This window comes from Evansella sp. AB-rgal1 (assembly GCF_041820985.1).
In the GTDB taxonomy this organism is placed as follows: Bacteria; Bacillota; Bacilli; order Bacillales; family Salisediminibacteriaceae; genus Evansella.
On sequence record NZ_JBGUAU010000013.1, the window covers coordinates 148,048 to 163,490 of the forward strand.

General features: G+C 38.7%; 12 protein-coding genes and 1 riboswitch. Of the genes, 8 read left to right on the plus strand and 4 right to left on the minus strand.

Features of this window, described 5'->3' with window-relative positions; genetic code table 11:
• Nucleotides 1-150 precede the first annotated feature (150 nt).
• The 3 genes from ACERII_RS12950 to ACERII_RS12960 all read left to right on the plus strand — a co-directional run bounded on the left by ACERII_RS12950 (nucleotide 151) and on the right by ACERII_RS12960 (nucleotide 4,219).
• Nucleotides 151-1,887, plus strand: a complete 1,737-nt coding sequence (locus tag ACERII_RS12950; protein WP_373642783.1) for a phospho-sugar mutase — start codon at nucleotides 151-153, stop codon at nucleotides 1,885-1,887.
• 184 nt (nucleotides 1,888-2,071) lie between these two features.
• Entirely contained in the window at nucleotides 2,072-2,428 is a 357-nt protein-coding gene (locus ACERII_RS12955) for a helix-turn-helix domain-containing protein (RefSeq protein ID WP_373642784.1), read from the plus strand.
• Between the two features lie 189 nt (nucleotides 2,429-2,617).
• Nucleotides 2,618-4,219 carry a diguanylate cyclase domain-containing protein gene (locus ACERII_RS12960; protein WP_373642785.1) on the plus strand — a complete coding sequence of 534 codons (1,602 nt, stop codon included), beginning with the start codon at nucleotides 2,618-2,620 and terminating at the stop codon, nucleotides 4,217-4,219.
• A gap of 90 nt (nucleotides 4,220-4,309) precedes the next feature.
• Here ACERII_RS12960 and ACERII_RS12965 read toward each other — a convergent pair whose 3' ends face one another.
• Nucleotides 4,310-5,185, minus strand: coding sequence for a LysR substrate-binding domain-containing protein (locus tag ACERII_RS12965; protein ID WP_373642786.1), 876 nt, complete (start codon nucleotides 5,183-5,185; stop codon nucleotides 4,310-4,312).
• 155 nt (nucleotides 5,186-5,340) lie between these two features.
• Here ACERII_RS12965 and ACERII_RS12970 point away from each other — a divergent pair, with 155 nt between their 5' ends.
• The 4 genes from ACERII_RS12970 to ACERII_RS12985 are packed head-to-tail and all read left to right on the plus strand — an operon-like array spanning nucleotide 5,341 to nucleotide 10,453.
• Nucleotides 5,341-6,441 (plus strand): ABC transporter ATP-binding protein, encoded by a 1,101-nt coding sequence (locus tag ACERII_RS12970; RefSeq protein WP_373642787.1) that lies wholly within the window; start codon nucleotides 5,341-5,343, stop codon nucleotides 6,439-6,441.
• A complete protein-coding gene (locus ACERII_RS12975) occupies nucleotides 6,428-7,525 on the plus strand; it encodes an extracellular solute-binding protein (RefSeq protein WP_373642789.1) in 1,098 nt (365 codons plus the stop codon). The genes ACERII_RS12970 and ACERII_RS12975 overlap by 14 nt, the downstream gene beginning before the upstream one ends.
• A 2-nt stretch (nucleotides 7,526-7,527) precedes the next feature.
• Nucleotides 7,528-9,192 (plus strand): ABC transporter permease, encoded by a 1,665-nt coding sequence (locus ACERII_RS12980; protein WP_373642790.1) that lies wholly within the window; start codon nucleotides 7,528-7,530, stop codon nucleotides 9,190-9,192.
• A 19-nt stretch (nucleotides 9,193-9,211) separates the two neighbouring features.
• Complete coding sequence (locus ACERII_RS12985; RefSeq protein ID WP_373642791.1) at nucleotides 9,212-10,453, plus strand: MBL fold metallo-hydrolase; 1,242 nt, start codon at nucleotides 9,212-9,214, stop codon at nucleotides 10,451-10,453.
• Nucleotides 10,454-10,531: 78 nt separating this feature from the next.
• Here the strand turns inward: ACERII_RS12985 and ACERII_RS12990 are convergent, their stop codons facing one another.
• The gene (locus tag ACERII_RS12990) at nucleotides 10,532-11,722 is read right to left on the minus strand and encodes a hypothetical protein (protein WP_373642792.1); all 1,191 of its coding nucleotides are present in this window, start codon (nucleotides 11,720-11,722) and stop codon (nucleotides 10,532-10,534) included.
• A 422-nt stretch (nucleotides 11,723-12,144) separates the two neighbouring features.
• Nucleotides 12,145-12,258, plus strand: a riboswitch (cyclic di-GMP riboswitch).
• An 80-nt stretch (nucleotides 12,259-12,338) separates the two neighbouring features.
• On the opposite strand from ACERII_RS12990, the gene ACERII_RS12995 reads away from it, so the two are divergent.
• Complete coding sequence (locus tag ACERII_RS12995) at nucleotides 12,339-13,751, plus strand: DUF5667 domain-containing protein (RefSeq protein ID WP_373642794.1); 1,413 nt, start codon at nucleotides 12,339-12,341, stop codon at nucleotides 13,749-13,751.
• 127 nt (nucleotides 13,752-13,878) lie between these two features.
• Here ACERII_RS12995 and ACERII_RS13000 read toward each other — a convergent pair whose 3' ends face one another.
• The gene (locus ACERII_RS13000) at nucleotides 13,879-14,070 is read right to left on the minus strand and encodes a hypothetical protein (RefSeq protein WP_373642795.1); all 192 of its coding nucleotides are present in this window, start codon (nucleotides 14,068-14,070) and stop codon (nucleotides 13,879-13,881) included.
• Nucleotides 14,071-14,608: 538 nt separating this feature from the next.
• Entirely contained in the window at nucleotides 14,609-15,109 is a 501-nt protein-coding gene (locus ACERII_RS13005) for a DoxX family protein (protein ID WP_373642797.1), read from the minus strand.
• Nucleotides 15,110-15,443 lie beyond the last annotated feature (334 nt).

A 15,443-nucleotide genomic window follows, 5' to 3' on the forward strand; every position in this document is an offset into this window, starting at 1 on the left:
TTATCTAAAAACAGTACAAGACAATCTTCAGTATAAAAAACTTGTTTTTGCAAACGTACGTAACAGAGGTAATAGCCTCTGAACTAGTAACCATTGGTGATGGATAGCACCGTTCATAGGGGAAGTAAAAAGAGAGAGGAAATAGAAAAAATGGGCTGGTTGGAGAATGTAAACAGATGGAATGCCTATGGTCAATTAGATTCTGATATGAAGAAGCAAATGAGCATTCTTGATAAACACGAATTAAAGAATTGCTTTTGTGAAAATATTGAATTTGGGGTCGGAGGTATGAGAGGGAAAATCGGTCCCGGTCCAAATCGAATCAATACATATAGTGTTCGAAAGGTAGCGGAAGGTTTAGCGCGTTACATTAAAACAAAAAATATATATGCATGTGTACGAGGTGTAGTAATTGCCTATGATACCCGATATAAGTCAGAGGATTTCGCGAAGGAAGTAGCTAGAACCTTAGGGGTACATGGAATACCTACCTTTATGTTTTCCAAAAATCGATCAACACCAGAGTTGTCATTTGCGGTTCGTTATTTACAAGCGTATGCAGGTGTTATGATATCTGCATCGTCTCACAGTTCTCCTGAGTATAATGGGCTAAAAGTATATGGTCCTGATGGTGGACAACTTACCTCTCCGGAAGTAGACATTCTTATGGATCAAGTAAATGAAGTAGAAGACGAATTAAAAGTAAAGGTAGTTGACATAGAAGAGCTATTGCATATTAAACTATTAACCATCCTAGATTCTGATGTAGATTTAGCTTACTTATCGGAGTTACGTAAATTAGTTCAAAATCCTCCAATGATCAAGAAAATGGCTGATGATATTTGCATCGTTTATACATCCCCAATACATGCGACTACAAATATTCTTGTGAAAAAGGCACTAGAGGAAATTGGATTTACGAATGTACACGTATTATCGGAGCATAAACACTTATTTCCAGCTTTTTTTATAGAGGGAAATCCAGATGCGTTCTCTAGTATTATGAATTATGGAAAAAAAATAAAGGCCGATGTCTTATTAGCGACAGATCCTGGGCTAGGTCGATTACGTGCGGCAATTGGAAAGAACATTCAGGGTGAGTATCATCTGTTAACAGGGAATGAATTAGGGGCATTGCTTCTGCAATACCTACTAACACAAAAATATAAACATGGAGATTTACCGAAGAATAGTGTCTTATTAAAATCAATAGTAGCGTCTGATATAGGTAGAGAAATTGCAAAGAAGTATAGCCTCCGTACAATAGATACACTTAAAGGGTTTAAATATATAGGGAAAAAAATAAAAGAACTGGAAGAATCAAAAGATACAAGTTTCCTGTTTGGTTATGAAGAAAGTTATGGTTATTTGATTAGTGACTTTGTACGTGATAAAGATGCAGTCCAAGCCAGTTTATTGCTAGCTGAGGCGGCTGCCTATTATAAATCAAAAGGGATCACCGTATACGATATGTTACTTCAGATATTTAATGAATTTGGCTATTACAAAGAATCGGTAAAAACGATAGCGATAGAGGAAAGACAAGGATTCCACCATATTCACGAGATAATATCTATTTTTCGAAAAAGAATACCATTAGAATGGGCAAATAATAAGGTAGTTATAATAGAGGATTATCATAGGAGTGAACGTGTTTTTCTGAAAGAAAACTTCTTAGAGTACATAGATCTTCCGAAAGCTACCGTGTTGAAATATATTTTTGAAGATGATTCTTGGTTCTGCCTTCGACCATCAAGTAAAGATGCAAAAATAACCATAAACTTTGGGGTTAGAGGCACCTCCTTCAAGGATAGTGGAGATCGTTTATATGCTCTACAGAAATTTTTACTGTCCATAATGGATAGTTACTATAAGGAATTGGTATAGAGTTTGTATTTGTATTTCCTTCATTAACATGAAAAGCATAGTGAATACATAAAACTGATAATTATCATGATGCAGATATAAGGGGAAATCCTTCGAGGGCGGTGGGAAAAAGTTGTGAAAGCTAATTTTCTCAGTGCCTTCGAATCTTTATACCAGGGTAGTTTTGAATGAAAGGAGTGATGAGATGCTTCTGCTTGGAGATCGTATTAGGAAGTATCGAAAAAAGGCAGGACTAACATTGACTGATCTAGCGGGTAATGCAGGAATTGCAAAATCTTATCTTAGTAATCTAGAGAGAAACCAAAGGAAAAGACCATCCGTTGACATCATCCTCAAGATTGCGAAAGAATTACAGATTCCTGTGGAATTACTTGTTCCAGATATAGTGGAAACAGAAAGTAATAAAAAAGAAGTGTCTATTTCTAATTTTAATGTGGAATACAGTAATTTAATTATTCAATTAACCAAAGTAGGAATTCCTGAAGAAGAAATTATTGAATTCATTAAATGGAAAATAGAACACGAGCAAGATATACGATAAAAGAGGGAATGGAAGGTTATGTAAGAACGGAATATTTTTCTTGTATTTCACATTTCCTGTGTATTAGCTGCCATACTGCAAGAAAGAAGAAAAAAAGCAGAAACAGTACCTTTGCATTTTCATCTTCGTTTGCAGGGTTTCTTATGTTATTATTATCACAAACTGCTTTGTTAGGAGTAGAAGATAATAATGTCATTATTTAATAGTATGCGTACTCGGTTATCAATTATTTTCATGCTTGTAGTGATTATTTTAATTACTATTGTAAGTGTGGGGATTGGTCAGCGTTCTATAAAGGAACTTGAAACAGAAGTTGGGAATTCTCTTGGTGAAGTTGCTTATATCACTGGAGAAATCTTAGATCAATATATGTGGTCAAGGTATGGAGAGGTAAATACGTTAAGCCAACTGGAAGCACTTAAAGGTCCACATAACTTTAAGGAGATTGCTAGTCTTCTTAACAATTTACAAAGCAATATTCCCTCCTTTTCCTGGATTGGCTTTACTGATAAGGACGGAGTGGTACGCGCCGCTACTGGCGATATTTTGAAAGGGATGGATATATCTGCTCGCCCAGTATATTTAGAAGCTCTTGATTCCACGTTTATAGGGGATGTTCATGAAGCGGTACTTCTTGCTGAACTATTACCGAATCCTACTGGCGAAACAATGAAGTTTGTAGATATTAGTACTCCCATTTATGACAACAATCATCATTTTATTGGGGTGCTAGCTGCTCATTTGAGTTGGGAATGGGTGAAAGAAGTAGAAGAAGCAATGATAAATACGTTAAAAAACCGAAGTGATATCGAGTTTTTTATCGTAAGTAAAGAAGATAATATTGTTTTATTAGGACCGGAGAAAATGGTGGGTCAATCTCTACAAGTAAAAAGTATATCTTCAGCAAAGGAAAATATGAATGGTTGGAATATGGAAGAGTGGGATGACGGCAATTACTATTTAACAGGCTACGTTTTAACAAATGGATATAAGAATTATCCAGGGTTGGAGTGGACAATTCTAGTTAGACAACCAACGAAAGTTGCGTATGCTCCAGCAAAACAATTACAGAAGGAAATCATTATCTATGGCTTATTATTAGCTGTATTGTTTGCAATGGTAGGATGGTTTGTTGCAGGTCAAGTTTCGAAGCCTCTGAATAAGATTACTAGAATAGCAGATAATATAAAAAATGGTGATACTGTCGATATTCCGAAATACAAGGGTATTAAGGAAATAGAAATCTTATCTGATTCTTTAAGAAATCTTGTGACTTCTTTAACAAAAACAGAAACTGATTTAGTGAAAATGGAAGATCTTGCACATCAAGATAACTTAACAAAACTTCCGAATAGAACTGCTCTTACTACATATCTAGAGCAAGCGACAACAAAGGTAACCTCTTTGACATTATTATATATAGATTTAGATGGCTTTAAACTTGTGAACGATACTTTAGGTCATGACGCGGGCGATAAGCTTCTTATCGAAGTGAGTTCCCGATTAAAACAAAGTGTTCGAAGTGATGAGATGATTGCAAGAGTTGGTGGAGATGAATTTATTATTGTATTAACGTTCTGCAACGATGCAAAAATAGTTGGTGAACGAATTATCTCAATGATAAATAAGCCAATTTCTATTGACGGTGAGATAGTCTCTGTTGGTTGTAGTATTGGCAGAGCAATATGGACACAGGATCGTAATATCGAGGATGTTATTAAACGAGCCGATCAAGCATTATATAATGCAAAACGTAATGGTAAGAATCAAATTTATTTTTCTGAGGAGTAATAGAGAGTCAGATTCAGCCCCTTGCCGAAATAGAACGATCTCCATTTCGGCGAGGGAAGAAATGACCGGATTCTGACTGATTTGCCCCTACTACAAACGATATATCTCGGTGATAAATTGTTGTAGGATTGGGGTGATTGGTCGATCTTTACGATAGATGAGAGAAAGATATCGATCCTGTTTAAAGTTTGGTATCTCTTTAGCTACTAACGTTCCACTTAGAATGTCTTGTTCTACCGCCCGCTTTGAAAGAATCGAACCACCAGATCCGAGTGTCACCATCCTACGAATTGCCTCTATGTTTGTTAACTCCATTTTTACGTTCATTTGTAATCCTCTTTTTTTTATCCAATTATTAATCATATCTCTCGTGGATCCGTGTTTATGGAGAATGAGAGGAATCTTTTCTATATCTCTTTCGGTGAGTTCTTTCTCCACATAAGGGTGTTCTCTTGGAAGAATAAAGACTACATCATCCTTAATTAGCCTCTTAATTGTTAAAACCGGATCTAGTAATTCTTGTTCCGAAACAATTCCTAAATCGAGTTCTTTCTCTTTTATCATTCTTTGTATGTAAGGAGCGGAGTGAACTTGCATAGATAAGTGAATACTAGGATGCTTCGACGTAAATTCGCTTAATACAGGTGGTAAGAAGTAATTTGCCGGTATATTACTAGCCCCTATTAACAACTCCCCTCTGGAAAACGATTGATAGTCGTTCATCACTCGTTTCGTTTCCATCACTAACCCCAATATATCTGAAGCGTAGAGCTTTAATGTCACACCTGCGGAAGTTAACTTTACTTGATCTCCCATTCTCTCATATAAAGAGACCCCCATTGATTCTTCTAGTTTTTTCAAATGAAAGGATACAGTAGGTTGCTTTAAGTTTAGTTCTTTAGCTACTTTCGTAATAGATTTTTCCTTTGCAAAACGAGAAAAAATATCTAACTGCTGTAAGTTCATGCTTCCACTCCCACCTTCATAATAGAAATAATCTATGACTATATAGATAATACATCGATAATATTGATAGAATATTAAATCCACGTTAATGTTACCTTTACAATTCCCCTATATAGTAAAAAGAGTAGAACGTAGGAAGGAAAGGGGAGTGTTCCTTGAAGATTCATCTAAAAGGGATTGAAAAGAGGTTTGGGAAATTACAGGCGTTAAAACCGATAGAATTAGAGGTATCCAGTGGGGAATTTCTTAGCTTGTTAGGACCTTCTGGATGTGGAAAAACAACGCTGCTTCGCATTATCGCGGGTCTTGAGGAAGCGGATGATGGGGAAATGGAGATAGGAAATCAACTCGTTTTTTCTAAAAAACAGAAACGAAATATCCCTCCACAAAAACGGAATATAGGAATGGTGTTTCAAGATTTTGCCCTTTGGCCACATATGACCGTGTTTGAAAATGTTGCCTATGGTCTACGTGCAAAAGGACAAAAGAAAGGTATAAAGGAAAACGTTATGGAGGCACTACAAAATGTCCAGCTTCATGAATTTGCTGACCGATTTCCACACCAAATTTCCGGAGGTCAACAGCAGCGAGTAGCGATAGCTCGAGCGATTGTTAATGACCCAGAAATTATCTTATTGGATGAACCATTAAGTGCCTTAGATGCAACACTGCGGGATGAGATGAGAATTTTGCTTCAATCATTAGTGAAGAAGTTAAATATGACGGCTATTTATGTTACTCACGATCAAAGTGAAGCAATGGCAATGTCCGACAGAATCGTGGTTATGAGCCAAGGGGAAATTTTACAGATTGGTACACCCGAAGTTATTTACCAGCAACCTATTAATTCAACCGTAGCATCTTTTGTTGGGAAAGGTAGTTTATTAGAAGGAACTTATAAAAAGCAACAAGAGCAATATTATCTAGAACTAACAGGTCAAGTGACGGTACCATTACCGATCATGGGAGTAGGAGATGCGATAGAGCTTCATAACTGGATATCCGTCATCATTCGCCCAGAAGCAGTCTCTCTTTCTACTTTATCTGGAAAAAATAGAGTGAAAGGAATCGTAGAAACTGTGAGCTTCTTAGGGGAAAGATATGAGATATCGTTTGTCATTGCGGGAACAAAAGAAACGCTTTTTGCCTATTCATCAGAAAGATTGACAATTGGACAGACAGTTTTTTTTGAAATAGTAGGAAGTAGCTTACACATCATTCAATCAATAGGAGGAGTTAAACATGAAACAGCTTAAAGGATGGATCGTTGCAATAACTTTGCTAGTGTTACTTTCAGCATGTGGTCAAAATGAACAGGAGTCGGAAGCAAGTGGAGGTACGAACGCATCCAATGATCAACAAGAAGAACAAAACGAGGATAACAATGTAAATGACGAAAATAATCAAGAAAACGAGGTTGGATTAGAAGAAACAGGGAAGTTAACGATTTATACATCAGGTCCTGGTGGTATGGCACAGGCACTAGTTGATGCTTTTGAAGAGAAGACAGGTATTCAAGTGGATGTATTCCAAGGAACAACAGGAGATGTGTTAGGGAGATTGGAAGCGGAGGAAGGGAATCCAATTGCTGATGTAGTTGTACTAGCGTCACTGCCCCCTGCAATGGATTATAAGGACCGCGGTTTAACGCTTTCTTACGAGTCGCCATTTGCAAACCAATTACATGATGGCTGGTACGATGAGGAATTTCATTTTTACGGATTTAGTGCATCAGCCTTAGGCCTTAGCTATAACACAAATTTAGTAGAAGAGCCTCCTACTGATTGGTCAGACTTAACAGATGAAAAGTATAATGGAAAGCTTGCTATTCCAGATCCGACACAATCAGGAACTGCTCGTGACTTTCTTGCTGCCTTCATTCATCAAGAAGGAGATGCGGGCTGGGAGTTTCTTGAACAATTAAAAGAAAATGGACTTCAACTAGAAGGCGCTAATAACCCTGCATTGCAAACGGTCATTACTGGTGCAAACTCTGTCGTTATGGCTGGTGTTGATTATATGGTATACAACAATATTGCCAACGGCGAGCCAGTTGACATTGTTTTCCCAAGCAGTGGAACAATGATAACTCCACGTCCTGCTTTTATTTTAGAAACGGCGAAAAATGTTTCTTCTGCACAGCAGTATATTGACTTTATATTATCCGATGAAGGTCAGAAAATTGTTGCTGATGCCTATTTAATTCCTGCTCGAGTGGATGTTGCTGCAGCGGAAGATCGTTTAGGTATGGAGCATATTGAAACACTCCAGTATGATTGGAGCTTTTTGGAGGAGAATACGCAAGACATTTTAGACCGATTCATGGAGATTATTAGGTAAGGATGGGACAGCAAACAGGGTTGTTAAGATTAAATAAATATGTTGGCATGATTGCCTTGTGTGTGTTAGTCTTCATGCCACTTTTTCTTGTTATCATGAGAAGTGTAACAACGGATGGAGCATTTGATGGGTTTGGAGCATTTGCGATTATTTTTCAGGAAAAATATCGAACGATCTTCTTGAACTCTTTGTTACTAGGTGGTGGGGTTGTAATAGGGGCATCCTTATTGGCGGCCCCCCTTGCCTTTTTTATGGCAAGGACAGAGCTGAGAAAGCACCGCTGGATTGATGTTGTCCTTATTATTCCTTTTATGACTCCACCGTATATTGGTGCGATGGGCTGGATTTTATCTATGCAACCAAATGGGTATGCGGAACAGATTGTTCCCTTTTTATCCTATGTTACTCCATCTTTTTTCTCATACTTTGGTATGGTTCTTGTTATGAGTTTACATTTATTCCCTTTTATTTATTTGATAATGCGAAATACATTACAGAACATAGGTGGGCGGTTGGAGGAAGCGGGTATCATTCATGGAGGCACGTTCCTTTATCGTCTACGTCGAATCATTATCCCATTGTTTTTCTCAGGATATTCCATGGGAGCACTTCTTGTGTTTGTGAAAACAATTGGGGAGTTTGGAACGCCTGTGACTCTTGGAAATCGAATTGGATTTTATGTATTAACATCGGAAATTCATCGGTATACAACCATATGGCCACTTGATTTTGGTACTGCAGCAGTGTTATCTACGATGCTTTTATCTGTAAGTATGTTCATTTGGTATGTACAGCAGTGGCTAGTGAATCGTCGTTATGACAAGGTTGTATCAGGGAAAGGACAAACCCAAGCATTCACTAAGTTGGGGAGGTACCAAGTTTTTGCATGGCTCTACCTCCTTCTTGTTCTCGTGTTAGCGATTGGAGTACCATATTTTTCGGTTGTTTCTACCGCGTTTTTAAATATTCAAGGAAACGGGTTGGCTTTTGATAACCTTACATTTCGGCATATGGTGGAACTTTTTACAGGGAGCGGAAGGGATGCACTTTGGAACAGTATTTGGTTAGCTGCTATTGCTGCAACCTGTAGCGCTATGATAGGAATATGGATTTCTTTCATTATCATGCGTCGGAATGGACTTGTAGAGAAGAGTATGGATTTTCTTTCTTTAGCACCGAATACAGTTCCAGGCATCGTGGTTGTGGTTGGTTTGATCTTCTTCTGGAATGCAGCTTGGAATCCTACACCAATATATAATACTTGGATGATGTTAGTAACGACCTATGTCATTCTTTATTTACCATTTACGATTCAGAATATAAAGGCAATGTATGGACAGCTGGGAGAATCACTTGTTCAAGCGGCAAAAATGAGTGGAGCAAGCTCTTTCTATATTACTCGTACGATTATGTTGCCACTTTTGTTACCAGGGATTCTAGCAGGCTGGATTATGACGTTTACGATTTCCATGAGAGAACTTGTAGGTTCTTTAATATTACGTCCTCCAAACATGCACACTTCTGCAACGTTTATCTATTCTCAGTTTGAACAGGGAACTGCTGCATTAGGGATGGCTATGGCACTCGTTTCTGTAGGCTTTACAACCATCGTTTTACTTATTGTAGAGAGAATGAAAGACCGGTCACAGCTGTATAAACAATACTAACAAAAGAGGAAAGATGTTCATGAAGGTTACATTTCTAGGTGGGGCAGGGGAATACGGTCGATCCTGCTTCCTTCTTCAGGGGGAAGACATCTCACTGCTTATCGATTGTGGTGTGATGAAAAATGCAAAGACAGTAGAAACGAAGTATCCCCTTCTGAATGAACAGATCGCAAAGAATGTAGATGCAGTTTTTATCACACATTCACACGAAGATCATTCGGCCGCAATTCCGTATTTATATGAATTAGGTTATCGTGGAAAGATTTTCACAACAGAGCCCACAAGAAAACAAATAAAGAAAGTGTTTACGTTGTGGAGGGAAACAGAAGATCAAACTGGGCAGGAACTACCATATTCAAAGCAATCAGAAAAGCTCGTTCAATTTGAAAAGCTAGACTTATGTTGTAAAAACCAATGGATTCCTTTGATGGGAAAGGAAACTATTCATTTTATGTATGGGTGTAGTGGACATACGCTTGGTTCCGTTTGGTTCTTCTTTCGATTCAATGGGAAGTACGTGTTTTTTTCGGGGGATTATTCCATGGAATCTAGTCTTCTTTCCTTTGAAAAGCCGAATATAGAAGAGAGAGTAGATCTAGCTATCCTTGATGGTGCATACGGTTCGGAGCTAAATGATCAGGACAGCTACATCATTCGTTTGCGAGAGATGGTTATGGAAGCTAATGAAAAGGGAGAAAAGGTGTTATTTCACGGACCGGTAGTAGGGAAGATGCAAGAGCTCCTGTTTTCATTATTTATGTCTTTGCAAGAGTCAGTGGTAATGACATTTACTGTAAGTGAAGACATCCTTCTTGCATTGGAAGATTATGAGAGAAATCAAGCTTGTTTAAAAAAAGAAAATTATCAATGGTTCAAAGAAAAGGTGGTTCCTAAGCTGTGGGTATCAAACGTGGAAGAGTGGCTTCAAGACGGGGAGCTTGGCATTGGATTCTTTTTGGAAAATGAAATCGTAGGTTATTCTCACTGGAAACACTCATCCCCACTAAAAATCATAACAACTGGACCTTTGAATGATAATATAAGGAAATTAGTTTGTGAAAACGATCATTTGCAATATGAAAAGTATCGATTTAAGGTTCATCCTGGGGTAGAGGAAACAAAGCATATGCTTCGCTTTCTGACTCCAAAGCAAACCGTGTTCACCCACGGTCCAACCAATCTCGCTCTGGAACTAAAAGAGGCACTGACACTAGATGAGGAGAGTACCAAAATAGTGGAAGTAAGTGAAACGGTGGGATAGAAAGGGGCGAGTTCTGATTATGCTTAATAATGGCAAGGTGAGAACCGCCCCCTGGTCCTTAGTATACAGGCGAACTTACTAGACTCCCTTAATTAGGGGAGTCTTAGTAGTTATCGTCGCATCCCCTTTCACAAATTTCACTTTCTTTTCGTCAGCATGAATTAGAAATCCCACGTTCTCGCCTTCTTTCGTAGAACTTGTAAACTCTCCATATCGATCAATCTTCGTAATGACTGTTTGGTGGGATGTACCACTCGGGGATCGTAAATTGATAGAATCGCCTACATGAAAGGATCCCCGTTCCACATCGGCTAGAATAATGATTCCCATGTTTGGAATCGTGATGTAGTCCGTACATATTGCATAGTTTTCAGGCAGATCAGGTGTTTCTTTTGTGATTAAAGAATGTACGAACTCCATTTCCTCGTCAATGAGACTTACCATGTATTTTTTGAAAGGGAGGTTGTGCGCATGTTGTTCCACAACAACGTCCTTCCGGATATTCAACAGCTGGAGCATCTGCGTTTTATACATTGCCAGGATGTCTTCGAAGTGGATGTCTAGCTGATTTTCCTTTGCTAGTGTTATGTAAAAATTGAAGTTGGAGTAATCATCTTTTGTTATCAGGGTATGATCCAGTTGTGTGAAATAGTTGTTCCAATGTTTTTTACCGGTTTCTAAATTCTTCACTTTTGTATCTCGCCACAGAAGGCAGCCTATTTTTGCGTGACAGAGGTTGCTCCCTCTTTTTGCCCCCATTTTGTAAAACTCGAGTGCCTTTTCAGCATCTTGCTGGACTCCATCTCCGTATTCGAACATTCGACCTAAATACACGAAGGCGGGGAGTACTCCTTGCTGACTTGCTTCATGGAAAAACTCTTTCGCCTTCTCATAATCTTGTGGAATTTGGCCACGTCCATAATAATAGTTGCATGCGTTGTCGAAAAGGTCGTAAGCGGCGACTGGGATTTCCTTGGTTGGATTTGCTAACTGGGGTAAGGGCTCCATCTTTACTCTTTGAATGCACTCGATGGCTTCATACGGAGCGACTTGGAAAACATTACTGTATTCTGTTTGTCGCGATTTGTGGAGCAAATCATGAATACGTTGTTCTGCACCTTCAATAGAATCCTCAAAATACTCTCTATATAGTAGGGAGTTTTTTTCATTTTCAGGAAAAAGCTCCGTAGGGTCTTGATTTGTTTTTTTTATTGTAATGCGGCCGTCTGTTGCACTATCCATCACAGCATATATGTATCCTGCACTCATTGAAATTTCCTCCCCATATCTAATTGCTAATGTAATGGTAACAAAGTAAGGTGGGCTGTGGAAAGGGAGAAGGCTTCCCCCTCCTTACATGCTACCATTTTCTGTGATTGTTAGATAAGTAGTGTATTTTGTAAGTTTATGGGCTGTAATTGTTAGATAATGAGTTCCAATTGTTAGAGAAAGGTCTTCAATTGTTAGTATTGTAAATTGACTGGAAAAACGGAGCCTGGTTTTTATGAAAAAGGGTAATTAATTCTCGTGTTTTGATAAAAGACTAGGGTGTTTACGTCCAAAATCGATCTAATATACCTAAGTTTTTGAGCTGTTTTTGTAGAAATAAAGGGAAATATGGGGAATATAGACGATACCACCAACTGTTGTATTAGCGTATAGTTGTACTATATGGTGAACGAAGTGTTCCCATTTGAAAAAGGCAAATCTATCGAAAGGTAGAGACGCAAAGTTACAGACCTAAAGGTGGCAATCGACACTGAGTTTTCAGTGTAACTGTTGTACCTATTGGTGGCTGTGCTGCTGAAGAATGGAGAAAATCTTGGGAATTTGATTGGATTTTTGCTGTTCTTCCTGATCATTATTTGAATTGGGAGGTTTTTTTATGTGGAGAGGCGTGTTATTTGAAAGTCGTTTGCGTCAAGTTTTTATGACAAGTGCATTAGCGTTGTTGCTGCTGGTGATGTTTGGTTTTGGACAAGTGTATGCAGATGAGGGTGAGCAGCCTGCGGATGATTTACTTGTAGAAGAGGTACTTGGTGTAGAACCATTAGGTGAGGTGGCAACAGAGAAACTTGATGAGGAGGTTTTGGAAGAGACGGTGGATGAAGTGGAGGGGCCATCCCTTCTACCAGGAGACTTTTTCTATTTTTTCAAAAAAGTAATAGAGCAAGTTCAGTTGGCATTTACGTTTGATAGCGTAGATGAAGCGGAATTGCTACTGGCATTTGCTTATGAACGAATTGTTGAGGCGGAGGTTTTATTTGCTCAAGGGAAAGAGGATTTAGCTAGCGAAACGCTTCAAAGGGCGATTGACCAGCAAGAGTTGGCGCTGGAAAAATATGAAGAAGTAGATGAAATAGATGTTGTTATTGAGGACGAGGTTGCAGGTACGGAGAATGAGGAGACGGATAGCGTCGAGGGTGAAAAGGTTGATCTGGTAACGGACGGTTCAGAAAATGCGGAAGTTGTGGAGGAAGATGTTTCTGATGGAGAGGAATTGGTTGATGTAACGGAGGATGAAGAGTTAGAGGAAGAGTTGACTTTGGATTCTGTTCGCGAAGTTCTTGAAGCTAAGTTTTCTGCGAATCTTCTAGCACTGCAAGCTGCATTGGAGAAGGTGCAGAACCCTCAAGCGAAGGAGTCGCTACAAAAAAATGTTGTTAAGGCACAAGCGCGATTAGAAAAGAAGATTCTTAAAAAGTTGGCAAAACTGGAAGAAGAAGCTATTGAAGTTGTAGCTGAGGATAGCGATGAAGTGGAATTAGGGGAAGATGGTAGTGAAGAGGGAGACTCTGACATCCAGTTAGTTGACGCTACAGAAGAGGATGATCCTTTAGAGGATGCCGACTCGGAACAAGGTGAGCTTGAAGTAGCGTTTGTTACTAATAGCTTACTAGATGTGGGTACGGAGGAAGAGGTTGTACAATCCACTATAACTGTTGATGAAGAAGTGGTTGTGACAGAGGATGTAAAGCAAGAAGAAGTAAGTCGTGAAGATGAAGTAGCTCGTCAACAAGAGGAAGTAGAAAAGCGTCAACTACAGGAAGCGGATAAACGTCAAGAGGAAGCAAAGATGAGACAAGAAGAGGCGAAAAAGCAACAAGAGGAAGCTAAGAAAAGACAGGAAGCAGAGAAGCTGAAGCGTGAGGAAGAAAGAGCGCAGCGGGAATTAGAACGAGAGCAAGCAAAAGCCGAGCGTGAAGAAGCGAAACAACAAAAAACAGAAGAAAAAGGGAAGAAGCCCCAAAGCAACAATGGTAAAGCGGAGAACCAGAAGCGCGGCGGTAGAGAGTAGTTATATCTGCTTTTTAAGTTGTGGGTGGTAGGACAACAGGGAATTTTCAATAAAGGGCCCTTAAACTACAAAAGAGCGCTTATATCTATGGATATAAGTGCTCTTTCATTGTGAATCTCTTCTTTCTTTACATGACATTTTTATTTACTAAGCTAAGCTGCATTGTATAGGATACATATTTATTGTGGTGCAGGGAACATTTTTCCATAAGTTTCATGGTTTCTTCCTGACAATTTGTTTGCTCTGCGTTTCTTAAATAAAGGTTTGCTTTATGGTTATGCCAAATTCGTAAAACAGAGTAATAGAATTTTTTTATCATAAGCTTTAAGCCCCCTTATTTTATGGCTGTTTTTACCATTGTAAGCGGTCACTCTCGTTTTTAGAAGTGTACAAAGTAATAGTACTTTTATATATACCCGATTTATGAAATAGGAAACACTGGGGACGGTTCTCGTGCTTCTATTTATAATAATTTTAATTAACTTAGAAATAAGGGGTACTTAGTTATTTAATATTTACTTGGAATAAAGTGAGTTTTTTCTGGGGGATTGTTGCTATAAAAGGAATGTTAATTCGAATAGATGGTGACGAGACTGTTGGCAAAAAAGCAAGCCATGCATACGCAGAGTAGGAAGAGAAATCCTGTTCGATGAAGATATTGAAATATAACTTCATCGAGGCTTCCCAATCAACAAGAAAAGAGCACTAAAGTTCCAGTGCTCTTTTCCTTTTAGCAATTTTGTTGTGTCTAGGTTGTTATAATACGTTTTCTCTAAGTTGTCTGATGTTAATTCTTTGTTGTGTTGTGTACTCTAAGTTGTCTGATGTGTGATTCTAAGCTGATCTATATTGTCTTTCTATGCTGCCTCGGTAGCTTTAGCAAATTTCCCTTTGAAAACTACTGTGTTGATATAAGGTAATACGTAGCGGTCTCCACCAAATTTACCAGCGTTGTAGCCAGCTGCTAGGATAAAGATTGTTAATAACACCATCCATGGGTTTGTAGAAACTGTTCCTGCAAACATGAAAGCAAAGTTCATCATAATTCCGAAGAATGCTGCCGCTGTTGTTAATACTCCAAGAATCAAGCCAATTCCAACTAGTAACTCTCCCCAAGCAACCATAAAGCTAAATAATCCTGCATTTGGAAGTGCGAAAGTTTCGATAAACGCGTGATATGTTGGGTAGGTGTTCATTACTGTTTCGTTAGCAACTACTCCGTTTAAATATCCAGCAGCACTAAAATCACCAGTTACTTTACCCCAACCTGCAGTCATCCAAGACCATCCAAGATAAATACGTAATAACGTTAAAGCTCCAGCAGCGTATACATTGTTTCTTAAGAAATTCATAAACATAATAAGTTCCTCCTCTATAGGGTTCGTTTTATTGGAAGACTGTCTGTGATCAATCCATATATATTAGAAATAGATAATGGCTTCTTTTGTTAAAACTCTTCTGAGTTGGTTGTGAGTGATCACTAACTATCTTCACTCATAGTATATAACGGATAGGGGTGTGATGAACGTCACACTTATGAACGATGTGTTGCAAAGCTGTGAAGGATTTGTGACTATCAGAGGAAGCAGTGGGGAAGCAGTGGGGAAGCAGTGGGGACGGTTCTCGTGCTTCTATTTATAATCACTCTAAATAGAAGCAGAGAGAACCGTCCCCACTGCTTCCCATAAATAT

Excerpts from the sequence above, each read along its gene's own strand:
- ACERII_RS13000 (WP_373642795.1), bottom strand. The coding sequence starts at position 14,070 with ATGATAAAAAAATTCTATTACTCTGTTTTACGAATTTGGCATAACCAT.
- ACERII_RS12960 (WP_373642785.1), top strand. The coding sequence starts at position 2,618 with ATGTCATTATTTAATAGTATGCGTACTCGGTTATCAATTATTTTCATG.
- ACERII_RS12950 (WP_373642783.1), top strand. The coding sequence starts at position 151 with ATGGGCTGGTTGGAGAATGTAAACAGATGGAATGCCTATGGTCAATTA.
- ACERII_RS12980 (WP_373642790.1), top strand. The coding sequence starts at position 7,528 with ATGGGACAGCAAACAGGGTTGTTAAGATTAAATAAATATGTTGGCATG.
- ACERII_RS12990 (WP_373642792.1), bottom strand. The coding sequence starts at position 11,722 with ATGAGTGCAGGATACATATATGCTGTGATGGATAGTGCAACAGACGGC.
- ACERII_RS12955 (WP_373642784.1), top strand. The coding sequence starts at position 2,072 with ATGCTTCTGCTTGGAGATCGTATTAGGAAGTATCGAAAAAAGGCAGGA.
- ACERII_RS12965 (WP_373642786.1), bottom strand. The coding sequence starts at position 5,185 with ATGAACTTACAGCAGTTAGATATTTTTTCTCGTTTTGCAAAGGAAAAA.
- ACERII_RS12975 (WP_373642789.1), top strand. The coding sequence starts at position 6,428 with ATGAAACAGCTTAAAGGATGGATCGTTGCAATAACTTTGCTAGTGTTA.
- ACERII_RS12995 (WP_373642794.1), top strand. The coding sequence starts at position 12,339 with ATGTGGAGAGGCGTGTTATTTGAAAGTCGTTTGCGTCAAGTTTTTATG.
- ACERII_RS12985 (WP_373642791.1), top strand. The coding sequence starts at position 9,212 with ATGAAGGTTACATTTCTAGGTGGGGCAGGGGAATACGGTCGATCCTGC.
- ACERII_RS13005 (WP_373642797.1), bottom strand. The coding sequence starts at position 15,109 with ATGTTTATGAATTTCTTAAGAAACAATGTATACGCTGCTGGAGCTTTA.